Source organism: Sphingobacterium wenxiniae (assembly GCF_900116225.1).
Lineage (GTDB): Bacteria > Bacteroidota > Bacteroidia > Sphingobacteriales > Sphingobacteriaceae > Sphingobacterium > Sphingobacterium wenxiniae.
The window spans coordinates 149,234-169,471 of the sequence record NZ_FOZZ01000004.1; the positions used below are offsets into that span (position 1 = coordinate 149,234).

The 20,238-nt window shown below is 42.1% G+C and carries 15 protein-coding genes; 6 read left to right on the forward strand and 9 right to left on the reverse strand.

The window, feature by feature from the left end:
- Nucleotides 1-4 precede the first annotated feature (4 nt).
- Nucleotides 5-3,244: a SusC/RagA family TonB-linked outer membrane protein gene (locus tag BM375_RS07215; RefSeq protein WP_093364803.1), complete on the reverse strand. Its 3,240-nt coding sequence runs from the start codon at nucleotides 3,242-3,244 to the stop codon at nucleotides 5-7.
- A gap of 375 nt (nucleotides 3,245-3,619) precedes the next feature.
- On the opposite strand from BM375_RS07215, the gene BM375_RS07220 reads away from it, so the two are divergent.
- The 6 genes from BM375_RS07220 (at nucleotide 3,620) to BM375_RS07245 (ending at nucleotide 14,424) form a co-directional block, all read left to right on the forward strand.
- A complete protein-coding gene (locus tag BM375_RS07220; RefSeq protein WP_170852611.1) occupies nucleotides 3,620-5,464 on the forward strand; it encodes an alkaline phosphatase in 1,845 nt (614 codons plus the stop codon).
- Nucleotides 5,465-6,406: 942 nt separating this feature from the next.
- Nucleotides 6,407-7,567, forward strand: coding sequence for a Pycsar system effector family protein (locus BM375_RS07225; RefSeq protein ID WP_093365013.1), 1,161 nt, complete (start codon nucleotides 6,407-6,409; stop codon nucleotides 7,565-7,567).
- A 4-nt stretch (nucleotides 7,568-7,571) separates the two neighbouring features.
- Nucleotides 7,572-8,444 carry an SdiA-regulated domain-containing protein gene (locus tag BM375_RS07230; RefSeq protein ID WP_093364810.1) on the forward strand — a complete coding sequence of 291 codons (873 nt, stop codon included), beginning with the start codon at nucleotides 7,572-7,574 and terminating at the stop codon, nucleotides 8,442-8,444.
- Entirely contained in the window at nucleotides 8,444-9,523 is a 1,080-nt protein-coding gene (locus tag BM375_RS07235) for a metallophosphoesterase (protein ID WP_093364812.1), read from the forward strand. Before BM375_RS07230 ends, BM375_RS07235 begins: the two co-directional genes overlap by 1 nt.
- 14 nt (nucleotides 9,524-9,537) lie before the next feature.
- The gene (locus tag BM375_RS07240; protein WP_093364814.1) at nucleotides 9,538-11,862 is read left to right on the forward strand and encodes a GAF domain-containing protein; all 2,325 of its coding nucleotides are present in this window, start codon (nucleotides 9,538-9,540) and stop codon (nucleotides 11,860-11,862) included.
- A gap of 3 nt (nucleotides 11,863-11,865) precedes the next feature.
- Entirely contained in the window at nucleotides 11,866-14,424 is a 2,559-nt protein-coding gene (locus BM375_RS07245; protein WP_093364815.1) for a BamA/TamA family outer membrane protein, read from the forward strand.
- Nucleotides 14,425-14,487: 63 nt separating this feature from the next.
- Here the strand turns inward: BM375_RS07245 and BM375_RS07250 are convergent, their stop codons facing one another.
- The 8 genes from BM375_RS07250 to rpmB form a co-directional block, all read right to left on the reverse strand.
- Nucleotides 14,488-15,120, reverse strand: coding sequence for a hypothetical protein (locus BM375_RS07250; RefSeq protein ID WP_139227523.1), 633 nt, complete (start codon nucleotides 15,118-15,120; stop codon nucleotides 14,488-14,490).
- Nucleotides 15,121-15,573: a hypothetical protein gene (locus tag BM375_RS07255; RefSeq protein ID WP_093364819.1), complete on the reverse strand. Its 453-nt coding sequence runs from the start codon at nucleotides 15,571-15,573 to the stop codon at nucleotides 15,121-15,123. It lies immediately after the preceding gene.
- Nucleotides 15,574-15,652: 79 nt separating this feature from the next.
- Entirely contained in the window at nucleotides 15,653-16,720 is a 1,068-nt protein-coding gene (locus tag BM375_RS07260; RefSeq protein ID WP_170852612.1) for an FAD-dependent monooxygenase, read from the reverse strand.
- A gap of 147 nt (nucleotides 16,721-16,867) precedes the next feature.
- Complete coding sequence (gene rimO / locus BM375_RS07265; RefSeq protein ID WP_093364823.1) at nucleotides 16,868-18,202, reverse strand: 30S ribosomal protein S12 methylthiotransferase RimO; 1,335 nt, start codon at nucleotides 18,200-18,202, stop codon at nucleotides 16,868-16,870.
- Nucleotides 18,203-18,205: 3 nt separating this feature from the next.
- Complete coding sequence (ftsY, locus tag BM375_RS07270) at nucleotides 18,206-19,168, reverse strand: signal recognition particle-docking protein FtsY (protein WP_093364825.1); 963 nt, start codon at nucleotides 19,166-19,168, stop codon at nucleotides 18,206-18,208.
- Nucleotides 19,169-19,336: 168 nt separating this feature from the next.
- Nucleotides 19,337-19,498, reverse strand: a complete 162-nt coding sequence (locus BM375_RS07275; protein ID WP_093364826.1) for a DUF4295 domain-containing protein — start codon at nucleotides 19,496-19,498, stop codon at nucleotides 19,337-19,339.
- 43 nt (nucleotides 19,499-19,541) lie between these two features.
- Nucleotides 19,542-19,724: a 50S ribosomal protein L33 gene (rpmG, locus tag BM375_RS07280; protein ID WP_002998409.1), complete on the reverse strand. Its 183-nt coding sequence runs from the start codon at nucleotides 19,722-19,724 to the stop codon at nucleotides 19,542-19,544.
- Between the two features lie 70 nt (nucleotides 19,725-19,794).
- Entirely contained in the window at nucleotides 19,795-20,028 is a 234-nt protein-coding gene (rpmB, locus tag BM375_RS07285) for a 50S ribosomal protein L28 (RefSeq protein ID WP_093364828.1), read from the reverse strand.
- Nucleotides 20,029-20,238 lie beyond the last annotated feature (210 nt).

Genomic DNA, 20,238 nt, shown 5'->3' on the forward strand with positions numbered 1-20,238 from the left:
CCTCTTAAAAATTGATCGATAAATTAAAGCTGAAACTTCGCATCGTTGGGTAATTAAACCCATCACCATGCCCGGTACTAATATCAGGATCCGATTGGCCTATATTAGCCACGTCAATGTCCTTCGTGTGTTTATACAGCGGAGACCATGTAAATAGGTTCTCGGCAGACAAGCCAGCCCTTAAACCTTGAAGCTTAAGTTTGGAAACAATAGGTTGCGGAAAATTATAACCGACCTGTAGATTCTTCAACCGAACATAGGCCACATTTTGAAGGTAACGGGTTTGTACCGTCTGTTTTAAGGATGTATTATACCCTGCATATCTTGGGAAATAGCCCCCTGGGTTGTCCTCGGTCCAATAATTATCTACGTGCCAAGCCGGAAGATTATTATATGGACGGTTGTATTGTCCCCAGAAGATAGATTCATTACCGGGATACCAATCCTGCTTACCCACGCCTTGGAAGAATGCCGAAACATACACATTGGCATAGTCTAAGTTAAGATTCAATCCGTAAATATATCTTGGTTCTGAGTTACCGATAATAGTCTTGTCACCATGGCTGTCCAATGTATTGCTACCATAATCAATGACACCATTTCCATCTAAATCAGCAAAACGGATGTCCCCGGGATATACCCGTCCCGAATTGGAAGATTTAATCAACGTCTGTTTAGGCGCTGCGTCTATCTCTTCTTGCGACTGGAACAATCCCTGCGTCACGTAACCCCAGATTTCTCCATAACGCTGACCGGCATAGTAATCATTGAGGTTTCCGGTTTCGTTATTGTACCGGTCTATTGTTGACCGATAATCCGCAAGGGTTGCTTTCACACCAAACCCGAGTGGTTTACCGCCCACATCGAAACGGTCATTGTATGCCAATGTCAGTTCAAAGCCTCTTGTCGTCATATCGGCATAGTTCCCTTTCGGCGAGGATGCTCCGAATATTTCGGGCAACTGTTGTCCTACGGTATACATATTCAATGTCTCCCGACGGTAAATATCTCCTGTAAACGTCAATTTATTATTTAGAAATGCCAAATCCACCCCTAAATTTGCTGTCCGTGCTGTCTCCCAGGTCAGGTTATTCGGAATAACAGCCGGCACACTGGTATATCTATTTTTCACGCCTCCAAGAACCCGTCCTGATGTGGAAATATTGTAGGTATCAAGGAAGGAATAAGGAGAAATATTACCATTCCCCAAAGAACCGTAAGAAGCCCGGATCTTGAAATCAGAAACCGCCTTTGGACTGATCTGCCAGAACGGTTCCTGCGACACACGCCAACCCGCAGACACAGAAGGGAAGAAAGCCCACTGCTCATCGGTTGGGAATTTTGAAGAACCATCATAACGTCCGTTGACCTCCAATAAATAACGATCTTTATAGATATAGTTCGCACGGAAGAATAAACCTGCCAGTCGATACCGGTTGTAGCCTGCAGTAGCCTGAACCGCATCACCTAATGCCAGATTTATATTCTCCGTATTTTCAGTAAGTAGTCCCGTCTTAGTAATATAACTGGCTCTATAGCGTTGCTGCTCGTAGTTATACCCGATCAGCCCCTTAACATAATGATCGCCACCAAAGGTTTTCTCGTATTCTCCGTAAAGGTTGGTGAACAGATAGTTGTTTTGTTGCGACACCTGATAAATGTTGTCGTTCATACTGGTCTGCAACGAGCGTATCTCCCCTTCGTTAACGCTGTAAGGCACAGGTACACGCACACGTATAGACCCAAGATCACGATTCCTAAAGGTTAAATCACCTTTAATGCGGAAGGTGTTATTGAAGAAGTTTGTTGCAAAAGATGTCGTGTTCCGGAGATCTTTTTTCTCCGTATCCGTTCCATTCTTTCCGTAAATAAAGTCGCCCAATGTATAAGCCGCTGAAAAAGAAAAACTTCCGTCAGGGTTATAGATTGGAGAAGAAGGGTGTCCTTCATCGGCTATATTTCGCCATATATTTCCACCTTCCCCTGATGTAGACGGATCATGGTATTTCATGAAAGCATAATCGATATTATTCTCGATACGCAACCAATCCGTTACCTGTAAGCCTGCTTTTGCTCTTGTATTATAGCTTGTATATTTATCCGTATTGTATCGGTAAAGCCCTTGATTGTCGAAAAGTCGGCCAGACAGGAAATAATCTATTTTACCCGATGTCCCACTGGCGGATAGGTTATGATTCTGTACAAAAGTATTGTCCTTTATTAAAGCACCATAATAGTCTTCATTGCCGTAGTAAACATATTCTCCATTTGGTGCGACAGTAACCTCTTCGGTATTACCAGATTCTTTTCTTTTGCGAAACTCTTCTAACCAATCCAAGGTGAAGATCTGCGTTTTATTGAGTTTACTCGGTACAGAAGAATAGTTATTCCACGCATTATAGGCTTCATAAAAGCGCTCTGCATACGTATAACCATCTGTAATAAAGTCTGGCGATGTTGTTGGCTTTTGTAGGGTAAGCCCTCCGGAATAATTAATTGTACTGCGTCCTTCCTTCGCTCTTTTTGTTGTGATCAACACAACCCCAAATGTTCCTCTCGATCCATAGATCGCGGCAGAAGACGCATCCTTTAGAACAGAAACCGATTCAATATCATTCGGATTTAAAATGGAAGGATCACCTTCAACACCATCAATCAAAATAAGAGCACTACCTCCCTGTCCAATGGAAGTCGTTCCCCTGATGTTAAATCCCGGAGCACGTGTAGGCTTTCCGTCCGCTGGCGTGATATTCAAGTTAGGCACCGCTCCTTGAAGCATCTGGCTGACATTAGCAAGCGGTCTTCCCTCAAACACTTCTGAACCAATCTGGTCTACCGCACCAGTCAGGTTTGCTCTTTTTTGCGTACCATAACCGACAACGACAACTTCGTCTAAAGTAGATCCTTCTTCCTGCATGGTTATGCTGAAAGATGGCTGGCCTGTATAGGACACTTCCTGCATAGTAAAGCCCAGATAAGTAAGGCGTAAACGCTGACCTTGCGCAATAGCAATACGGAAACTACCATCTTCTCCGGTCTGTACTGTGGCTTGACTTTGTAAGTTAATAACTGTCACGCCGGAAAGCGGATTGCCTCCCGTGTCCACTACCCGGCCACTCACTTCGCCCTGATAGACCACGCTCTCCACCATTGGGGCAACCCACCCTGCGGCAGGCGCAGGAATAAAGGAAGAGAACGCCAATGGTAAGGCCATCAGCACAAATTTCTTAGATTTGTTTTTCATTGTTTAAACGTTGATTTTTTAACAAGCCCAAACTTACAAGGTCAATGTTACGCGTTTATGTACCCTGTGTTAACTATTTGTTAATTGTCAGATTTAGCCGACTAAAGTTCTTCTAACGCATAAAAAAGCACAAAAAACTTCTGTCAAGATAATCCATTAACGCAGCCTTTTTCTATTAACTATTTGTTAATACTAAATCAACACACAAGAAACCTTTGCTTTCTACTTTTGCCGCCAGAACAAATAAGATATGAATAGAATCCTTTCATTATCTTTGGGTTGAAGTCCAATAGATTATCTATGACAATAAAAAATAGCATAATGACATCCTTTCCCAGAAAATATATACGTGCGTACGCATGTGCTTTTTTCATAATGACCGCTGCTTCCTCCACTGTGCAAGGGCAGAGTCTGGAGCAACAGTTCGAGAAACTAATGTTCTCACGCGAACAACAGCAGGACACACACGCCTACGCAGCGCATAGCCATAATGATTATTGGCAGCCGCAGCCTTTCTTCACGGCATATTATGCCGGGATGCAATCTATTGAAGCAGATGTTTTTCTGCAGGATGGCGAATTGATGGTGGCGCATGACAAGCATGAGATCACCAAGGAACGTACCTTGCGTAACCTGTATCTCGATCCCGTAGCAAAGTTGTATCAACAGAACGGTGGGCATGCGTTTCGTGACAGCAGTAAAAAGTTGCAGCTCCTGATCGATGTCAAGGAAAACTATCGTGCTTTACTTCCTATACTGATCAAACAGTTAGAAAGCTATGGTCCTATCTTCAACCCGGTCCAAAACCCGAATGCGATTAAAATCATCATCAGTGGTAGCCGTCCACGCCCCGAAGGCTTTAAAGAATATCCCAGCTGGCTTTTGTTTGATGGAGAAGTAGATTGGACGTATGATGATTCCAGTTTGGCACAAACCGCCCTTATCAGCGCAGGCATAAGCGACTATACCGACTGGAACGGGAAAGGTTTACCGGACAATGTAGAGGGCATGCAGCGTGCTATTGCCAAAGCGGATAGCCTTGGACTGCCTTTTCGCTTTTACGGCACACACGATGGTCCCAACAGCTGGCTGTTCCTTATCAACCAAGGTGTATATTGGATCAATACCGACCAACCCAAGGCCTTGGAAATATTTTTGAAAGAACAACCTCGGGCTTCCTTTCAAGCAAAACAGTTTCAACCAACATATCAACCAAGCTTTCAACATGATGGAGCAGACCGTCCTGCCAAACGCATCCTCTTACTTATCGGTGATGGTATGGGGCTATCTGCAGTCAAAGCAGCAAAGGCGGCCAACGGAGGAAAACTCAGCATGACAAACATGCGTGCAACAGGCCTTTCGCAAACAGAAGCACTGAACACGGACAACACAGACTCTGCTGCAGGCGGATCCGCAATTGCAACTGGCCGCAAGACGAATAACCGTGCCATAGCTGTTGATGAAAATGGAAACCCACAGATCAGTGTGGCAAGCCTACTGAGCCAAAAAGGGTGGAAAACAGCTATTATCAGCACAGGCGACATAACAGATGCAACACCGGCGGTATTCTACGGTCACCATATCGAACGCAACGAGAGTCGTGCACTATTGGATAATTTCCCACAATCCGGCATTGATATACTAATCGGTGGTACGCCATCATGGGCCAAGAGAGACACTACATTTAAAGGTTATCCAAATATCCCTGTAACCAAGAATATACTCCGGTCAGATGCCGACAGGCAAATTGTTTTTCTAGCGGATTCACTTACTCGTCCTGTTAAAGATGGGCGGAAAGACATTCTACTTCAATCCTTGAAAGGCGCTATCACCCATTTGTCCCATGCACAAAAGCCCTATTTCATTATGGCCGAATCGGCACAAATCGATTATGCCGGACATGCAAATGATGTTACTTATTCCATCACAGAAACATTGGATTTGGATATGACGGTATCGGAAGTTCTCAAAATGGCCGATGCAGATCCAGAAATGCTGGTTATCGTGACAGCAGACCACGAAACCGGAGGCATGACAGTATTGGATTCGGACTATCGGAAAGGAAGAGTTCGGGTACAATTCAGTAGTAATGACCACACTAACGATTTTGTTCCTGTATTTGCGTATGGAGCACGCTCATTCCTATTTCAAGGAGTTTACGACAATACCGAGGTTTTCCATAAACTGCTAAAAGCGACTGAACAACAAGAGGTAAAGTAAGGTTTTTATTTCATAATGCACAACACGTTTACAAGCTATAAAAACCTGTGAAAGAGAGGGGTTGAAGAACTACACTGTCATAAAGTTATAGATAGTTTTCAACTCCACACATCATGTTGAGGAAAAACATATAAACAACGACTTGCTCACGACATACAACAGAGCGCCCAACATATACTTATTACCAAACTGCATAAACAACACACCAAACACAACTGCTTTCCACCACATGTAAATATACCTATGCTTTCCCTACAAACTCATATTCATAAACGCAACAGTTTATTCCACAGTGTAGATCGTATTTTTCTTGCTGTACATATTCTTAGCAAAGGATACAATAGTCTTTATAAGAACCTACACGATCATATAGTTAACGTAACTTGTCGTTGTCGTTTTGCTACGTAAGATTCTTTTAAAGAAAGATGAATTTCCTTAAAAGAACAATATCGTTACCTTAAATTAAACAATGGAACACAATTTGTATGCTGTTGTTGTGCAAAAGACAATAGACTTTATCGCTTTGCAAATAGCATCCCTATAAAATTACTATGACAACAGCAAAATTTGAATTGACTTATGGAAAATTCCAATACGCGATGCAAAAAAGCCTCCTATCATCAAGAAAAAGAGCATTGCACAGATATAAAATACAACAGAGCCATTGTAAATTCTCTTTGACTTTGTTCTAATGTATGTTGTCTCTGCGGTGATGTGTGTTGTCTTTGTTGTATTGCATGTTGTCTTTATAGCAATGTATGTCGTCACTGTCTCCATGTTACGTAGAATTTAAACTGTAAAACATAATTAATGCACAACGGGTTAAATTAACAAGATTATGATCAATAGATTTTTGTTTTTAGATAAGTCCAGCTGGTTCAGTACAGCAACACCTTGACTTACTTTACTTTTTTTAGTAGATTGCATCAATTAATGCAGCGTATGGATTACAAGCTATTACTGGGAAAAGCTAAACAATATGCATTAGCCTTTATCCAAAAAAATAAAACACAAGATTATTGCTTTCATGACACCGCGCATACAGATGATGTTGTAAAGGCTGTCGAAGAAATGGCTGAGCATTATAATCTGAGCGAAGAGGATCACTTTGTCGTGATGTGTGCCGCCTATTTCCATGATCTTGGCTACTGTACCGGAGGAGCTGCAAAACATGAGGAGCGCGGCGCGGATTTTGCCGAAAGCTTTCTTACGCAAGAGAACGTTGAGAACTCCATAGCTGAAAAGGTAAAAGGTTGCATTTTGGCAACACACACGCCTCAATCACCCTCCAACCTCTTAGAAGAAATAGTCTGTGATGCAGACCTTTTTCATCTCGGAGGAGATGCATTCGAAACACGCAATAAGCTCATGCACAAAGAGGCTGAGCAAATCGCCAAATTCAAAATTGCCAAAAACGTATGGCGTGGGCTAACCATCGAATTACTAAAAAATCATCATTACCACACAGAATACGCCAAAAATAAGTTGGATAAAGGCAAACAGATGCATATCGAAAGCTTAGAAAAACAGCAACAAAAGAAACTCGCCCAAAACACTGAAGAGACTAAGGCTAAAAAGCCTGATCGCGGTATTGAAACCATGTTCCGCGTATCGACGACAAACAGCCAACGCTTAAGCGATATGGCGGATAACAAAGCAAATATCCTATTGACCGTAAACTCCATCATCCTATCTGTCGTTGTGGCGATGTTGGTGCAGAAGTTGGATTCCAATCAGCACTTGATCGTCCCGACCGTATTGTTGTTGATCATCGTTGTGGCAACCATGGTTCTAGCCATTCTTTCCACCATCCCCAAAGTGAAAGACGGACACTTTAAGCAAGAAGATGTAGAAAATAAGAGCGTGAACCTCCTATTTTTTGGTAATTTTCATCAAATGCCCTATCAATCGTACTATGATGCCATGAAAAAGGCAATGGATGATTACGATTTTCTCTATAGTATGCTCACACAAGATGTGTATTCACAGGGTGTAGTGCTGGGACGGAAATATAAGCTGCTCCGTTATGCCTATGGCATTTTCATGTTTGGGTTGATTATTTCGGTCATCGCTTTTATTATTGCGGTGATACTGGTAAACTAAAACTATGAAACAGATGTTGTTTTCAATCATCACAAGCTTATGGCTCACGACAATGGGCTTAGCAGGATGTCAGTCCCAAAGCCAACAAATAACGGCAGGCTACAAAAGTGTTTTTCCTTATACCCTAAAGGCAGACGAAAGCCACAGTATGCCCAAAGAGCTGAAAGAAATATCGGGCATCACCTTTGTTGAAGGACAAAGCAACATATTATATGCGATACAAGATGAAGAGGGAGTACTTTTCTCGTATGATTTAAGGAAGAAACAGGTTATTGCGACAAACGCATTTGCAAAAAAGGGCGATTACGAAGAAATCACGACCGATAACCATTATTTCTACGTATTAAAAAGTAATGGAGATATTTACAGCTTCCCGATAGGAAGCTCTTCATATGCTACAGAAGTCATCATCAATAAAAGTTTGGTTCCAACGGCAGAATATGAGTCCATGGCTTTCGATCCATCTTCCGGAAATCTGTTCCTATTGTGCAAGGTCTGCAAAGTAGATAAAAAAGGACAGCACGTTTCGGGGTATATTTTGCAGATTGGGAATCAGGGAAAGCTTACATACAAGGGAAATTTTAACCTTTCAATAGACGCTCTTACCGCTTTGGATCAGCGTATCAAAAAGACTTTCAAACCTTCGGCAATGGCTCGACACACGGCAAGCAACGAATGGTATATCCTCTCTTCCATCGATCAGTCGCTGGTTATCACCGATGATACTTTCCGGCCAAAGGAAATCGTTCGCTTACCCAGAAAAGACTTTGAGCAACCGGAAGGATTGGCTTTTGACGCCGAAGGAAACCTCTACATCAGTAGTGAAGCCGGTACCCAAAAGCATGGAATGGTTTACAAATACAACCGTATACGATAATGTTTCGTTATTTACTCATCAGTTTATGCTTCTTCACGAACCTGTTGCAAGCGCAGGAAGTGAAACAACGTCTAATATTGATCGGTGACGCAGGCGAGATCAACCCTCAGCAAGAAACCCTCTTGCCTACAGGCGCAGATCTTGTTCTTCCAAATAAAACGACTATTTATTTTCTGGGCGACAACATATACCCTGATGGAATGGGATTGGAAAATAGCAGAAAGGCTGAAACGGAAAAAATACTACAATCTCAATTCGAGCCTTTCCGGAAAAAAGGAGCTACGATATACTTCATAGCAGGTAACCACGACTGGGATAAATCCGGTGTGGATGGACTCGCAAAAATAAAAGCACAAGAAGCTTTTTTAAAGGGTATTGGAGATGACAAGATCCGATTTGTTCCTACAGCAGGCACATTAGGACCCTTTGTCGAAATGCTGACAGATAGTATCGTCACCATTCTCTACGATAGCGAATTTTGGCTTTTCCCTCACCACGAAGCAGGCCTTCTTCCGGAAATCGAAAAAGAAAAACAACGGTTTTTATTTTCCTTGGATAGTATAGCCAAGGTACATAAGGATAAGAAACTTCTGGTGCTGTGTCATCACCCTATGAAATCCTATGGTGAACATAGTTTGAAATTTTCTGTGAGTGAACATCTCTTTCCTTTACGCCGATTTTGGAAAGGTTTATATATTCCATTGCCGGTCGTTGGTTCGGTATACCCTCTTCTACGCTCAACCGCTTTCAGAACAGCTGAAGACCTGAAACATCCAACTTATCGGGAACTTATCCAGTCCGTGACCAAGGTATTGCAAGACCATCCCCAGGTTATTTATATTTCAGGGCATGATCATGGTCTGCAATTCATACAAGATGAAAGATTCACACAAGTGATTAGTGGCTCAGGTGCAAAAACCTCCCACATCAGCAAAGCGAAAGACTTACATTACAAGCATGGTCAGCAAGGTTTTGCTGTCATGGACTTTCTCCAGAACGGACAAATTAGAGTTAGTTTCTACATTGTAGATCAGGATCTTGTCACAAAGGATTTTGAGACCGTTCTGTACAAGGATTAAAAAAAGAAGAATACATGCTACTCAAAAATACAGACATAAAGCATCTTGGAGGATTCTCATTTAAAACGGGAATACTCTCGCTTAAGCCCTTAATCGATTATCTACAAAAAATTGTAGACAGCAAGGAAGGACAGCATAATCTGTTGCCTCGGTTTGGTCTCGAAATGATTAAAGGAGTTGAGCACAGGTACGGAGCTATATGTGAAGGCAATCTTGAGCCGTACGAAGGGGTCTTTGAGATGATATATGCCATGCAGGATGGGTTACGATTGGAGTCCAAAGGCCTTTGGGGTCTTGGCAGCCCCATTCCACATCAGATATTCTACGGAACAGCCGAGCTTTATCACTTTCTCGAGACTGATGCAGAATTAATCCTGAATAAGAAAATGGAGGGTATAATGCTTATCCAACTGCTTTTATACCGTGTTATTCTGGAAAGATTTTATAATATACCCGAGCACAGTGACAAAAATATTCTCTATAAAGTTAATCAAGACGGGGTAGATCGTTATTACGAACTACAAGTTGACTTTTCTTTTGTGGATATTCAGCGAAAAGGGGAATTACCGACCATAGACCTGACCGTATTACGCGATAAAGAAGTGCTTTCTATTGAGGATTTGAAACCTATTTTTCGAGTGCTGGACCCCAACAATTTCACATTCGAAGGATTAACCATATTGACCTTTCAGGACAAAACCATATCCTATGTGTCAGAATGGTTGCACACACTGACTAGTGATCTTCCACAGTATACATTGAAGCCATTCTTTGAAGAGTTGCGTAAGATTATGAGCACTATTGCAGGATCTAAAGAAATTGGCTTTTCACTATTGCCTATATTGGAGTTAAACGGTTATCCAATTCTGTCTCCCGACTTTGCGCAGGATTGCCTGTTTTTCTCCGAGATACAAACAAGAAAAGACGCTGGAGAGATAACACCGGCAATAATGTCTTTTTGTGAGAACCCACACCCTATTCTTTATGGGATAGAAAAATCCCTTGACACAGATGACCCTATCTTTCGCAAGCTCATTGAGCAAAAAGGTATTTCTTCATACGTATGTGTACCTCTGAAACATCATCAAAAGCTTGTCGGATTTGTGGAGCTGTACAGTCGTCGACCTAACGTGTTGACAAAATCAACGATGGTGACCTGGCATCGGTTTATGCCGCTATTGGCCAACTTGGCTGCAGAAACTCTGTTTATCTTCAAAAGCAGGCTTGAACGTATTGTCCTCAACAATTTTACGGCACTGAACCCTGCTGTAGAGTGGCGATTTAATGAAGTTGCTGTTGGTCAACTCGCTTCTTATATGCGGCAGGAAGGAGAACGCCCTCTCGAAACTGTACGATTTGAAAAAGTCTACCCAATATATGGAGCCGTGGATGTAAAAGGGTCTACCCAACTACGCAACAGCATCTATAGAAAGGATAACCTCTCCAGAGTAAATCGTCTTGAACAGTTCTTGCAAACATTGCCTCCTCCTGATGCCGGTAGCTCATTGGATCTATTGATACAACGGACAGATAAGATCAGGACAAGGCTCGAATCAAAACAATACGACCGATATATGCAAGAAACATATTTGTTTCTTCATGAGGAACTATTTATGATTCTCCGACAGATAAAAACAGAAAGTCCAGATTTTGGAACTGCTATCGAGAACTTTATAGCCCGTCAACAAGAAGTGTCCAACAACAGTCGGGACATTTTTGAGACCTCCTTACAGCTCTTAAATGGCTTAATCAAGGAAGAGGTAAAACAATTTAACGACTGCGTACAAGCTATTTTTCCGTCGTACTTCGAATTGTTTCGTTCAGACGGTGTAGAATACGACATGTATGTAGGCCAATCCATTACCCCAACTAAGGATTTCCAAAAAAGCTATCTCCGTGAAATTAGGAAACAACAGATTATTGCAATGGCACGCATAGGAAAACGAGCTGCGCAGATTGAGAAATCCTTACCCGTGCCCATGCAAGTCACGTTGCTCATCTTTGTGCATGCACTGCCTATTGATATCAGCTTTCGAGAAGATGAGCGACGCTTCGATGTAGAAGGGGGCTACAATATCCGTTACCAAATGCTGAAGAAAAGAATCGACAAAGCGTATATTAAGGATCGTGGAGAGAGACTCGTTAAGCCTAACACCTTAGCTATCGTGTTTCAGGGAAATACAACAGAACACGAAATTGCAAGTCTTCTTAAAGAAGTTGCCGAAGAAGGTTTTTTGAAACAGGAAGTTGAAAGTTGTACCTTAGAGGAAATACAAGGAGTAAGTGAAATCAAAGCCCTGCGTGTGCCGATTGCTTTGGAAGATATGCCTGAAAATTAAGTTATGAGGTGGTTTTTATCGATAGTCTGTGGAACCTTATTCAGTATTTTGGGTGGTTATGCCCAAGAGCAAGATAGTATGACTACCGTTGTGGCATCAGAATACGATGAGGTCGGTATGGTTCATCGGTTTTGGCTTGGCGACAGTTACCGACAGCTCTATAATACTCCGGTAAAAATGAGATTAATGGATCTCCGTGTGGAAAAAGGCGGGCTAGAGATCGTCAAGTTAGGCGGAGGTATGCAGACCCAATCGTTGCGTTTGGTCGATCCGACAGGCAGACAATGGGTTCTGCGATCTATACAGAAGTTTCCTGAACGAAGCCTCCCCGAAAGCCTTCGAAAAACCATCGCCAAAGATATTGTGCAAGACCAGATATCTATTGCCCATCCCTTTGGTGCGCTGACCGTCCCTCCTTTTAACGAAGCCTTGGAAATCCCTCATGCCGCACCGGAGCTGGTTTATGTGGGCGATGATCCACAATTAGGCGAATATCGGGAAATTTTCAAAAACCGCCCTTACATGTTTGAGCCACGGATGCCCTTTGAAGATAGCAAAACAGATAATACGCAAAAAGTAATCCGGAAGGTAATAGAAGATAATGACACACAAGTGGATCAACAGTTAACACTTCGTGCGCGTTTGCTTGACTTTGTACTTGGAGACTGGGATAGACACGAGGACAACTGGCGCTGGGATCCTGAGAAAGAAAAGGGCAAAAAAATATACACACCGGTACCTCGTGATAGGGATAAAGTCTATTATAAAACTTCGGGCGTCTTTCCTATCCTACTCTCTTATCAATGGCTCAAAGCAAATGTACAGCCTTTTGGTCCAAAAATCAGAAATGTCGCACACTGGAACTTTAATGCTCGCCATTTCGATCGATTTTTCCTAAACCATTTGGACAAAGAAGACTGGCAAAAAGAAGTCGGCCTAATACAGCAAACGCTCACAGATAGCCTGATTGATCGAGCAATGCGACAGATGCCCGATACGATTGTTGCTTTGAGCGCTGACGAACTGGTCGCAAATATCCGTGCGAGAAGAGATGGTTTGCTGGAATCTGCAACGACCTATTACCACTCTCTTGTTCGTGAAGTAGATATTCCCTTATCTGGTAAAAATGAATTTATAGATATCCAATATCGTAAAGATGGAAGCATTACTTTGGATGTACATAATAAGAAAAAGGATGGTACAGAGGGGAGACGCCTCTTGAAGAGAACTTTCCTCCCAGAGGAAACAAGGGAAATCCGTGTATATGGTATCGGGGGCAATGATGTCTACAAACTCCGTGGATCAGGAAAATCACCTATCAAGCTACGTCTCATTGGCGGTACTGAACAGGACAGTTATGAAAGCACAAGCGCCTTTCAGAACGGCGACAAAGTATGGCTCTACGAAAACAAGGAGCCGAACGCAAACCTTTGGGAGAATCTTGGAAAAGTAAGAAAAAAGCTGAGCAAAGATTCTGCTGTCCACGACTATGTTTACGATGCCTTTGTATACGATCGAAAAGGTATACTTTTTAATCTCAACTACGGGGTAGATAGAGGCTTAATATTGGGAGCAGGTTATCTCATCGAAAACCAAGGATTCCGCAAAACTCCTTATGCTTATCGGCACGAATTTATGGCCAATTACCTCACTGGGAGAGAGTCTTTCATATTCCATTATTCAGGTATATTTAAACAGTTGGTAGGCAAACATGACCTAACAATAGATATCACGTCCTTAGGTCCCAAAAACCTCAGCAATTTCTTCGGCTATGGGAACAACACCATTTTTAACAAAGACGAAAAGGGCATAGGCTACTACCGCAGCCGTTACGACCTTGTAGAAGGAGATATTTTCCTGCAAAATAATCTGAGTGACCACTGGAAATTATACTACGGTTCCTCATCACAATTCTATAGCAGCAACGCTGCTAACAACACAGAACGCTTTTTGGGAGAATGGCATGAGCAAAATCCCGATGAATCGTCATTTGATAACAAGTTTTTTACGGGCTTAAGTCTTGGTATAGCATATGATAGTCGAGACAATGCCACCAATGCAAAGCGAGGTATGCTATGGACGAATAAAGTAAGTTGGAAATCAGAAATCGGGGGACTACAGCAGAACTATACTTCTTTACAAACAACATTTAGCTTCTATAAATCTACTGCGGATGAACGGCTAACAATAGCCAATCGTACAGGTTTCCAAACTGTATGGGGCGACCCTTATTTTTTCCAACACACACAAATTGGTGGGGAACAGAGCTTACGGGGTTTTAACTCGCGCCGATTCACTGGAAAAACGGCATTATACAACAATCTAGAAGGACGTATCAAACTCTTTAGCTTCGCCTCTCATCTGCTCCCAGGAACAGTAGGAGCAATTGGTTTTTATGACACCGGTAGAGTATGGATGACCGATGAGCAAAGTGGAACCTGGCACATGGGATATGGCGGAGGTATTTATTTTATGCCGGGTGATCTATTGACCATACAAGGAACTGTTGGCTTTAGTAAAGAAGCGGTATTGCCGTATATTCGACTAGGATTAGCATTTTGATAGAGATTACCAAGGCCGCATACGAGGACTCTTGTATACGGTCTTGGTATAACAGATCTTTTTCTACCGTTTATTAATCCTTCCTTTAAACTGGCTTACACCATCCATAAAAGCTTCCACGATGATTCTTCCCGCAGGAAGATGGCTAATATCATAATTGAATACCGCATCCTTCACGGACTTGTATTCGTGCTTTTGCCACAAGACACCATCAACCGTAATTTCCACAGTCATATCGCTTTCCTTGTTTGAAACAACACTCAACTGCATTTTATCTACCACGGAACGCGGATATAGAGAAAAGGCATACCGACCTATGGTCGTGTCCCGTTCCAAGCCTTCGACCGCCTTAAAACTAAACATCTCTCCACTTCCACAATCACTTTCGAAAGCGTGAATCAGGTTTCCTTTCAAATCAAACAGGCGAAGATGACCATCCCCGTTAGCTGGTTGTGCCCAAAACTGCAATCCATTATCGGAAGCATCTAACAGTTGAAGCGAATAATTTCCTTCGGCAAGATCTATCGTATCTATATAAAGCGTTTCTGCTTTCAACTCTGATGGGATTTTCCGGAAAAGCGTATCCTGCTGGGCATTGACCAAGAAAATACTATTGTCTTCAGGTTTCTTATTCGTCAGGAACTGCATCACAAATTTTGAAGGAAATCGCTCTGGTGCAGTAAAGCTTACTTTCATTTAATTATCACCTGTCCATGCATCTTTTTTACCGTTTGGTTGGCTAAGCACGACATGAAAGACATTTTCGCCATCTTTTGCCTGAACTTCGCCCGGTAAAAACACCTCAGCGACTTGGTTAAAAGGAAGATTTCCTTTCCAATGATACGTTTGGGTTGGGAATCCTTCTGTGCCATAGACGATCGTGAGCGAACGAATCGGATCCGAACCAAGATTTCGGAACGATATCCGTGGCGTTGAGATCGCCGGATTCAACCGTGAAAAACGTTGTTCGTCTGTAGGTGCTATAAGAGCCTCCACAGCCATATCTGTTTTTTGCTTTGGTGCTGAATAGTGGAACAGAAAAGACGTGATATTCTCTGTGGCTTGTATATTATCCGTTGCGGTATAGGGTTCCATTTGTAGGGAAACCTCATGACTGCCCGGTTTTGTAAAGGTTTGATCTTCGTCCATGATGTATACAAATTACCTAAAAAAAAGATACTTTTTACTGATTTGACTGCTTCTCACAAAACCGATGGCAAAAAACAGCCTACAGCATTGCCCTCCCGAAAGACTGTCCTCCTTCCACACGTCTACGCATAGAAGCCAAACGCAGCAATTCGTATTGTTCCAAAGCCTGCGTAATATCTTGGTGCTTTTCCAAGACATTGGTCAACGCAACAGCATCAAGCGTCGCTTCTTCAAAACCAGCCCCGGTCATGGGTGATTGTGCATGTGCAGCATCACCAATCAGCACAATATTTTCCCTTACAACACGATTGGGAACATATTCTGAAATCGGTGTGGCGATAATCTTCCTCTTTTCGATAGCATTAATGACTCCCGAACGCCAAGGCTCATCCCACACACGTTTTGCCTGTTTTATTAACGATTCGTAAATACTATCGGGAATAGCTTCCGTGCGTGGGGTATGCAGAACATGATCCTTATTTACCACCCCGATTTCCCGCATCAAGCCATTGTGCTTGCTATCAAACCAACCAAAACCGAAATGATTCAATTCCATATTTTTTTCAATCAACGGATAGACTGCCAGTAATTCCCTATTTCCCGAAAAGAAATCTACACCACGAATTCGCCCTTTATATTTAGACGGAATTTCTGCTTGCCCCAACCAGGCAATATATCCCGCATAATTTGCATGTTGTTGGTCTGCAGAAACAAATCTGCGAACCACACTACGATAGCCATCGGCTCCAACCAAAATATCTGCCACCCAACGCTCACCCGATTCACTCATAGCCCAAGGTCGATTTCCATCCTGCCCAACCTCTACGATTTTTGCTCCTTCCACAATCTGAATATTCGCATCTTCTAAAGCTACCGTACGCAACGCCTGATACACGTCCCACCAAGAATGAGGCAATGTGCCCTGCCGTACAGCAGCTTCTCCCAATATATCGGTAATGGCTTTATATGTCGACTTGCCAACAGCGTTGTGTAAGGGCGCTCCAGCAACGCGAATGGCGACACCCCGCTGCGTGCGTCCTGTCGTACGTTCTAATATTGTGGATGAAATACCAATACGAGATAGAACCAAAGCCGTGGTCAATCCACCAAGTGAACCGCCTATAATTAATGTTACAATATTTTTCATTGTTGTACTCATACTTTGATAATGCAAAATTACAGCGAATCTCACCCCCTAAACGTGGACACATTACTAAAAAAACGGATACATTTTACAGGTTTACGTTAATAAAAAAAGCCTCAACATATGTTGAGGCTTTTCTTTTCTAAATTTCTATTTAATTATCGTTCCGTACAAATCGAAATCTTCTGCACGGTCGACCTGCACCTGCACAAAATCCCCTACTCGAGCATAGTTAACTTTTGCATCCAATACCACCTCATTGTCCACTTCAGGTGAATCGTATTCTGTACGTCCAATAAAATAATCACCATCCACTCTATCCACCAAAACCTTGTACGTTTTACCAACTTTGGTCTGGTTGATATCATATGAAATACCTTGTTGCACCTCCATAATGGCTTCTACCCTTTGCTCTTTTACTTCGTCTGGCACATCATCGGCCAACGAGTGCGCATGGGTTTTTTCTTCATGCGAATAGGTAAAACAGCCCAAACGGTCAAAACGGGTTTCTTCCACCCATTCCAACATTTCGTTGTAGTCCTGTTCTGTCTCTCCTGGATAGCCACAGATCAGCGTTGTACGCAAGGCTATATCAGGCACTTTGTCCCGGATTTGGTTTACCAAATCAATCTGTTTCTGCTTTGTCGTTCCACGGCGCATAGAACGCAACATATTATCCGAGATATGTTGCAACGGCATATCTAAGTAGTTACAGATACTAGCGCGTTCGTTCATGGCATCCAAAATATCCATTGGGAAACCAGAAGGATATGCATACTGCAAACGAATCCATTCTATCCCATCCACATCCGATAAGTGGCGCAATAAATCCGACAGATTACGTTTCCCGTAAATATCTAACCCATAATAAGTAAGGTCTTGTGCAATAAGGATAAGCTCCTTAGTACCGTTAGCCGCCAAGAACTTCGCTTCCTTCACCAGGTCATCAATGGATTTAGAAACATGTTTCCCACGCATGATAGGAATAGCACAGAAAGAACATGGTCGGTTACATCCTTCTGCAATTTTAAAGTACGCAAAGTGAGAAGGGGTTGTCAATAGGCGCTCGCCCAAAAGCTCGTGCTTATAGTTTGCACCGATAGTAGAAAGCAGTTCTGGCAAATCATTTGTACCAAAAAAGGCATCCACATTGCTTATCTCCGCTTGCAGCTCGGGTTTGTAGCGTTCCGAAAGACAGCCTGTCACTATAACCCTGTTTACCTTACCTTGCTCCTTTAATTCGGAATATTGCAGAATCGTATCGATAGACTCCTGCTTGGCGTTATCGATAAAACCGCAGGTATTGATTACAACGATGTCATTCGCTTGGATATTGGAAGCCTCGTGTACTACCTCCATTTGATTGCCCTTCAATTGCCCCATCAGCACCTCGGAATCGTGGACATTCTTTGAACACCCTAAGGTCACGACATTCACCCGTGGCTTGCTCGATTCAGGAGCAATCTTAGCATATTTTGTTTTCATATTTTACTTAAATAAACTATCCACAAAGTCCTTTTTATTGAACAATTGTAGATCTCCAATCTTCTCCCCCACACCAATGTATTTCACGGGAATTTTAAATTGATCCGATATACCGATCGCGACTCCACCTTTCGCTGTACCATCTAATTTCGTTAAAGCCAAGGCGTTGACATCTGTAGCTTGCGTGAACTGTGTAGCTTGCTCAATAGCGTTTTGACCAGTAGAGGCATCCAATACCAACAGAATTTCATGCGGAGCATCGGGAACAACCTTCTGCATAACATTTTTAATCTTGGTCAATTCGTTCATTAAGCCCACTTTATTATGTAAACGTCCTGCCGTATCGATAATAGCAACATCATCTCCATTGGCAACAGCCGACTTTACCGTATCAAAGGCAACAGATGCAGGATCAGAGCCCATGGGTTGCGCGACAACACGCACACCAACACGCTCGCCCCAAAGCTGAATCTGGTCAACTGCGGCCGCTCTAAACGTATCGGCAGCACCTAAAACAACTTTATTTCCTGCCTCCTTCAACTGATGGGCAAGTTTTCCGATGGTTGTGGTTTTTCCAACGCCATTTACACCGACAACCATAATCACATAAGGTTTATGGTTACCGTATTCGAAATTTTCGAAGTCGTTGCTGTTATTTTCAGCCAAAAGCTCCTGAATTTCCTCTTTGAGTAAGCGGTTCAAATCATCTGTACCGACATACTTATCCCGAGCCACACGCTGCTGAATGCGGTCGACAATCTTCAAAGTCGTGGTTACCCCAACATCCGAAGTGACCAAAACTTCCTCAAGGTTGTCCAACACTTCGTCGTCGATAGTCGACTTCCCCACAACGGCTTTAGTAATCTTCGAGAGAAAGCCTTCCTTGGTTTTCTCCAAACCTTTGTCTAAAGCCTCCTGTGTTTCTGGTGCTTCCTGTTTTTTCTTGAAAAAATCGAATAATCCCATAGTAGTATTGCGTACTTAATATTGCGTATTGAGATTTAGAATTATGCAGAAACCTGTTAACTGCCAATTTTCCACTATCCTTAATTTCCAAATATACCAAAAAAGCCCTTTCGGCAGATACCAAAACGGCTTTTTATATTTTAAAAAAAGGAATATTTCCGGCGTAGCTTATTTAGAAGCTGCTGCCAAAACTTCTTTCACGTTATCATTGTGAACCATACTCTCTTTGAAAGTATAGGCGCCAGTTTTTGCAGATTTAGTGGTAATGATAACTTTTGTAAACTCTTTACCACCCCCTTTTTGTAACGATGCAACTGCTTTCTTTGCCATTGTATTATATTTTTAAGTGAGCCTAAAAAAGCCCAAAGGTTAACTATTTAATTTCTTTGTGAACAGTTACTTTTCTCAATACAGGATTGAATTTTTTCAATTCCAAACGCTCTGTAGTGTTTTTCTTGTTCTTCGTAGTGATATAACGAGACATGCCCGGAAGACCACTTTCTTTGTGCTCAGTACATTCTAAGATTACCTGTACTCTATTTCCTTTTTTAGCCATTGTTTTACTGTATTATAATCCGTCAATCGACGAATCAGATTTCATGAATATTTGATAACAGGCAGTTCTATTAAATAGATCCTTTTTGGACAAATTTATTGATTACTGCTGTAATACCGTTCTTGTTGATAGTTTTAATCGCTGAAGTAGAAACTTTCAATGTAATCCAACGATCTTCTTCTGGAATGTAAAAACGTTTAGTCTGTAAATTTGGGTAAAATTTACGCTTAGTCTTAACGTTTGAGTGCGAAACGTTGTTTCCTTTTAATGCCGCCTTGCCTGTTAAATCACAAATTCTTGACATGATATTTGATTTTTAATGTTGTCTGTTCTCTCTTAACCTCTTTTCACAAAGAGTTTGCAAATATCCATATTACTTTTGGGAATTGCAAGGAAAGAAAAGAATAATTTTAAAATTTTAGGAAACTCCTTGCGCGAATACTGCAAAAATAGGTTTTTTGAAGCTATAGCACTACCACACACAGCAATATAGTTTTCAACAATTAACATTTTT

What these genes read in the sequence shown, in the direction of transcription:
- BM375_RS07215 (WP_093364803.1), bottom strand. Translation starts at nt 3,244, where the DNA reads ATGAAAAACAAATCTAAGAAATTTGTGCTGATGGCCTTACCATTGGCG.
- BM375_RS07220 (WP_170852611.1), top strand. Translation starts at nt 3,620, where the DNA reads ATGACCGCTGCTTCCTCCACTGTGCAAGGGCAGAGTCTGGAGCAACAG.
- BM375_RS07225 (WP_093365013.1), top strand. Translation starts at nt 6,407, where the DNA reads ATGGATTACAAGCTATTACTGGGAAAAGCTAAACAATATGCATTAGCC.
- BM375_RS07230 (WP_093364810.1), top strand. Translation starts at nt 7,572, where the DNA reads ATGAAACAGATGTTGTTTTCAATCATCACAAGCTTATGGCTCACGACA.
- BM375_RS07235 (WP_093364812.1), top strand. Translation starts at nt 8,444, where the DNA reads ATGTTTCGTTATTTACTCATCAGTTTATGCTTCTTCACGAACCTGTTG.
- BM375_RS07240 (WP_093364814.1), top strand. Translation starts at nt 9,538, where the DNA reads ATGCTACTCAAAAATACAGACATAAAGCATCTTGGAGGATTCTCATTT.
- BM375_RS07245 (WP_093364815.1), top strand. Translation starts at nt 11,866, where the DNA reads ATGAGGTGGTTTTTATCGATAGTCTGTGGAACCTTATTCAGTATTTTG.
- BM375_RS07250 (WP_139227523.1), bottom strand. Translation starts at nt 15,120, where the DNA reads ATGAAAGTAAGCTTTACTGCACCAGAGCGATTTCCTTCAAAATTTGTG.
- BM375_RS07255 (WP_093364819.1), bottom strand. Translation starts at nt 15,573, where the DNA reads ATGGACGAAGATCAAACCTTTACAAAACCGGGCAGTCATGAGGTTTCC.
- BM375_RS07260 (WP_170852612.1), bottom strand. Translation starts at nt 16,720, where the DNA reads ATGAAAAATATTGTAACATTAATTATAGGCGGTTCACTTGGTGGATTG.
- rimO (WP_093364823.1), bottom strand. Translation starts at nt 18,202, where the DNA reads ATGAAAACAAAATATGCTAAGATTGCTCCTGAATCGAGCAAGCCACGG.
- ftsY (WP_093364825.1), bottom strand. Translation starts at nt 19,168, where the DNA reads ATGGGATTATTCGATTTTTTCAAGAAAAAACAGGAAGCACCAGAAACA.
- BM375_RS07275 (WP_093364826.1), bottom strand. Translation starts at nt 19,498, where the DNA reads ATGGCAAAGAAAGCAGTTGCATCGTTACAAAAAGGGGGTGGTAAAGAG.
- rpmG (WP_002998409.1), bottom strand. Translation starts at nt 19,724, where the DNA reads ATGGCTAAAAAAGGAAATAGAGTACAGGTAATCTTAGAATGTACTGAG.
- rpmB (WP_093364828.1), bottom strand. Translation starts at nt 20,028, where the DNA reads ATGTCAAGAATTTGTGATTTAACAGGCAAGGCGGCATTAAAAGGAAAC.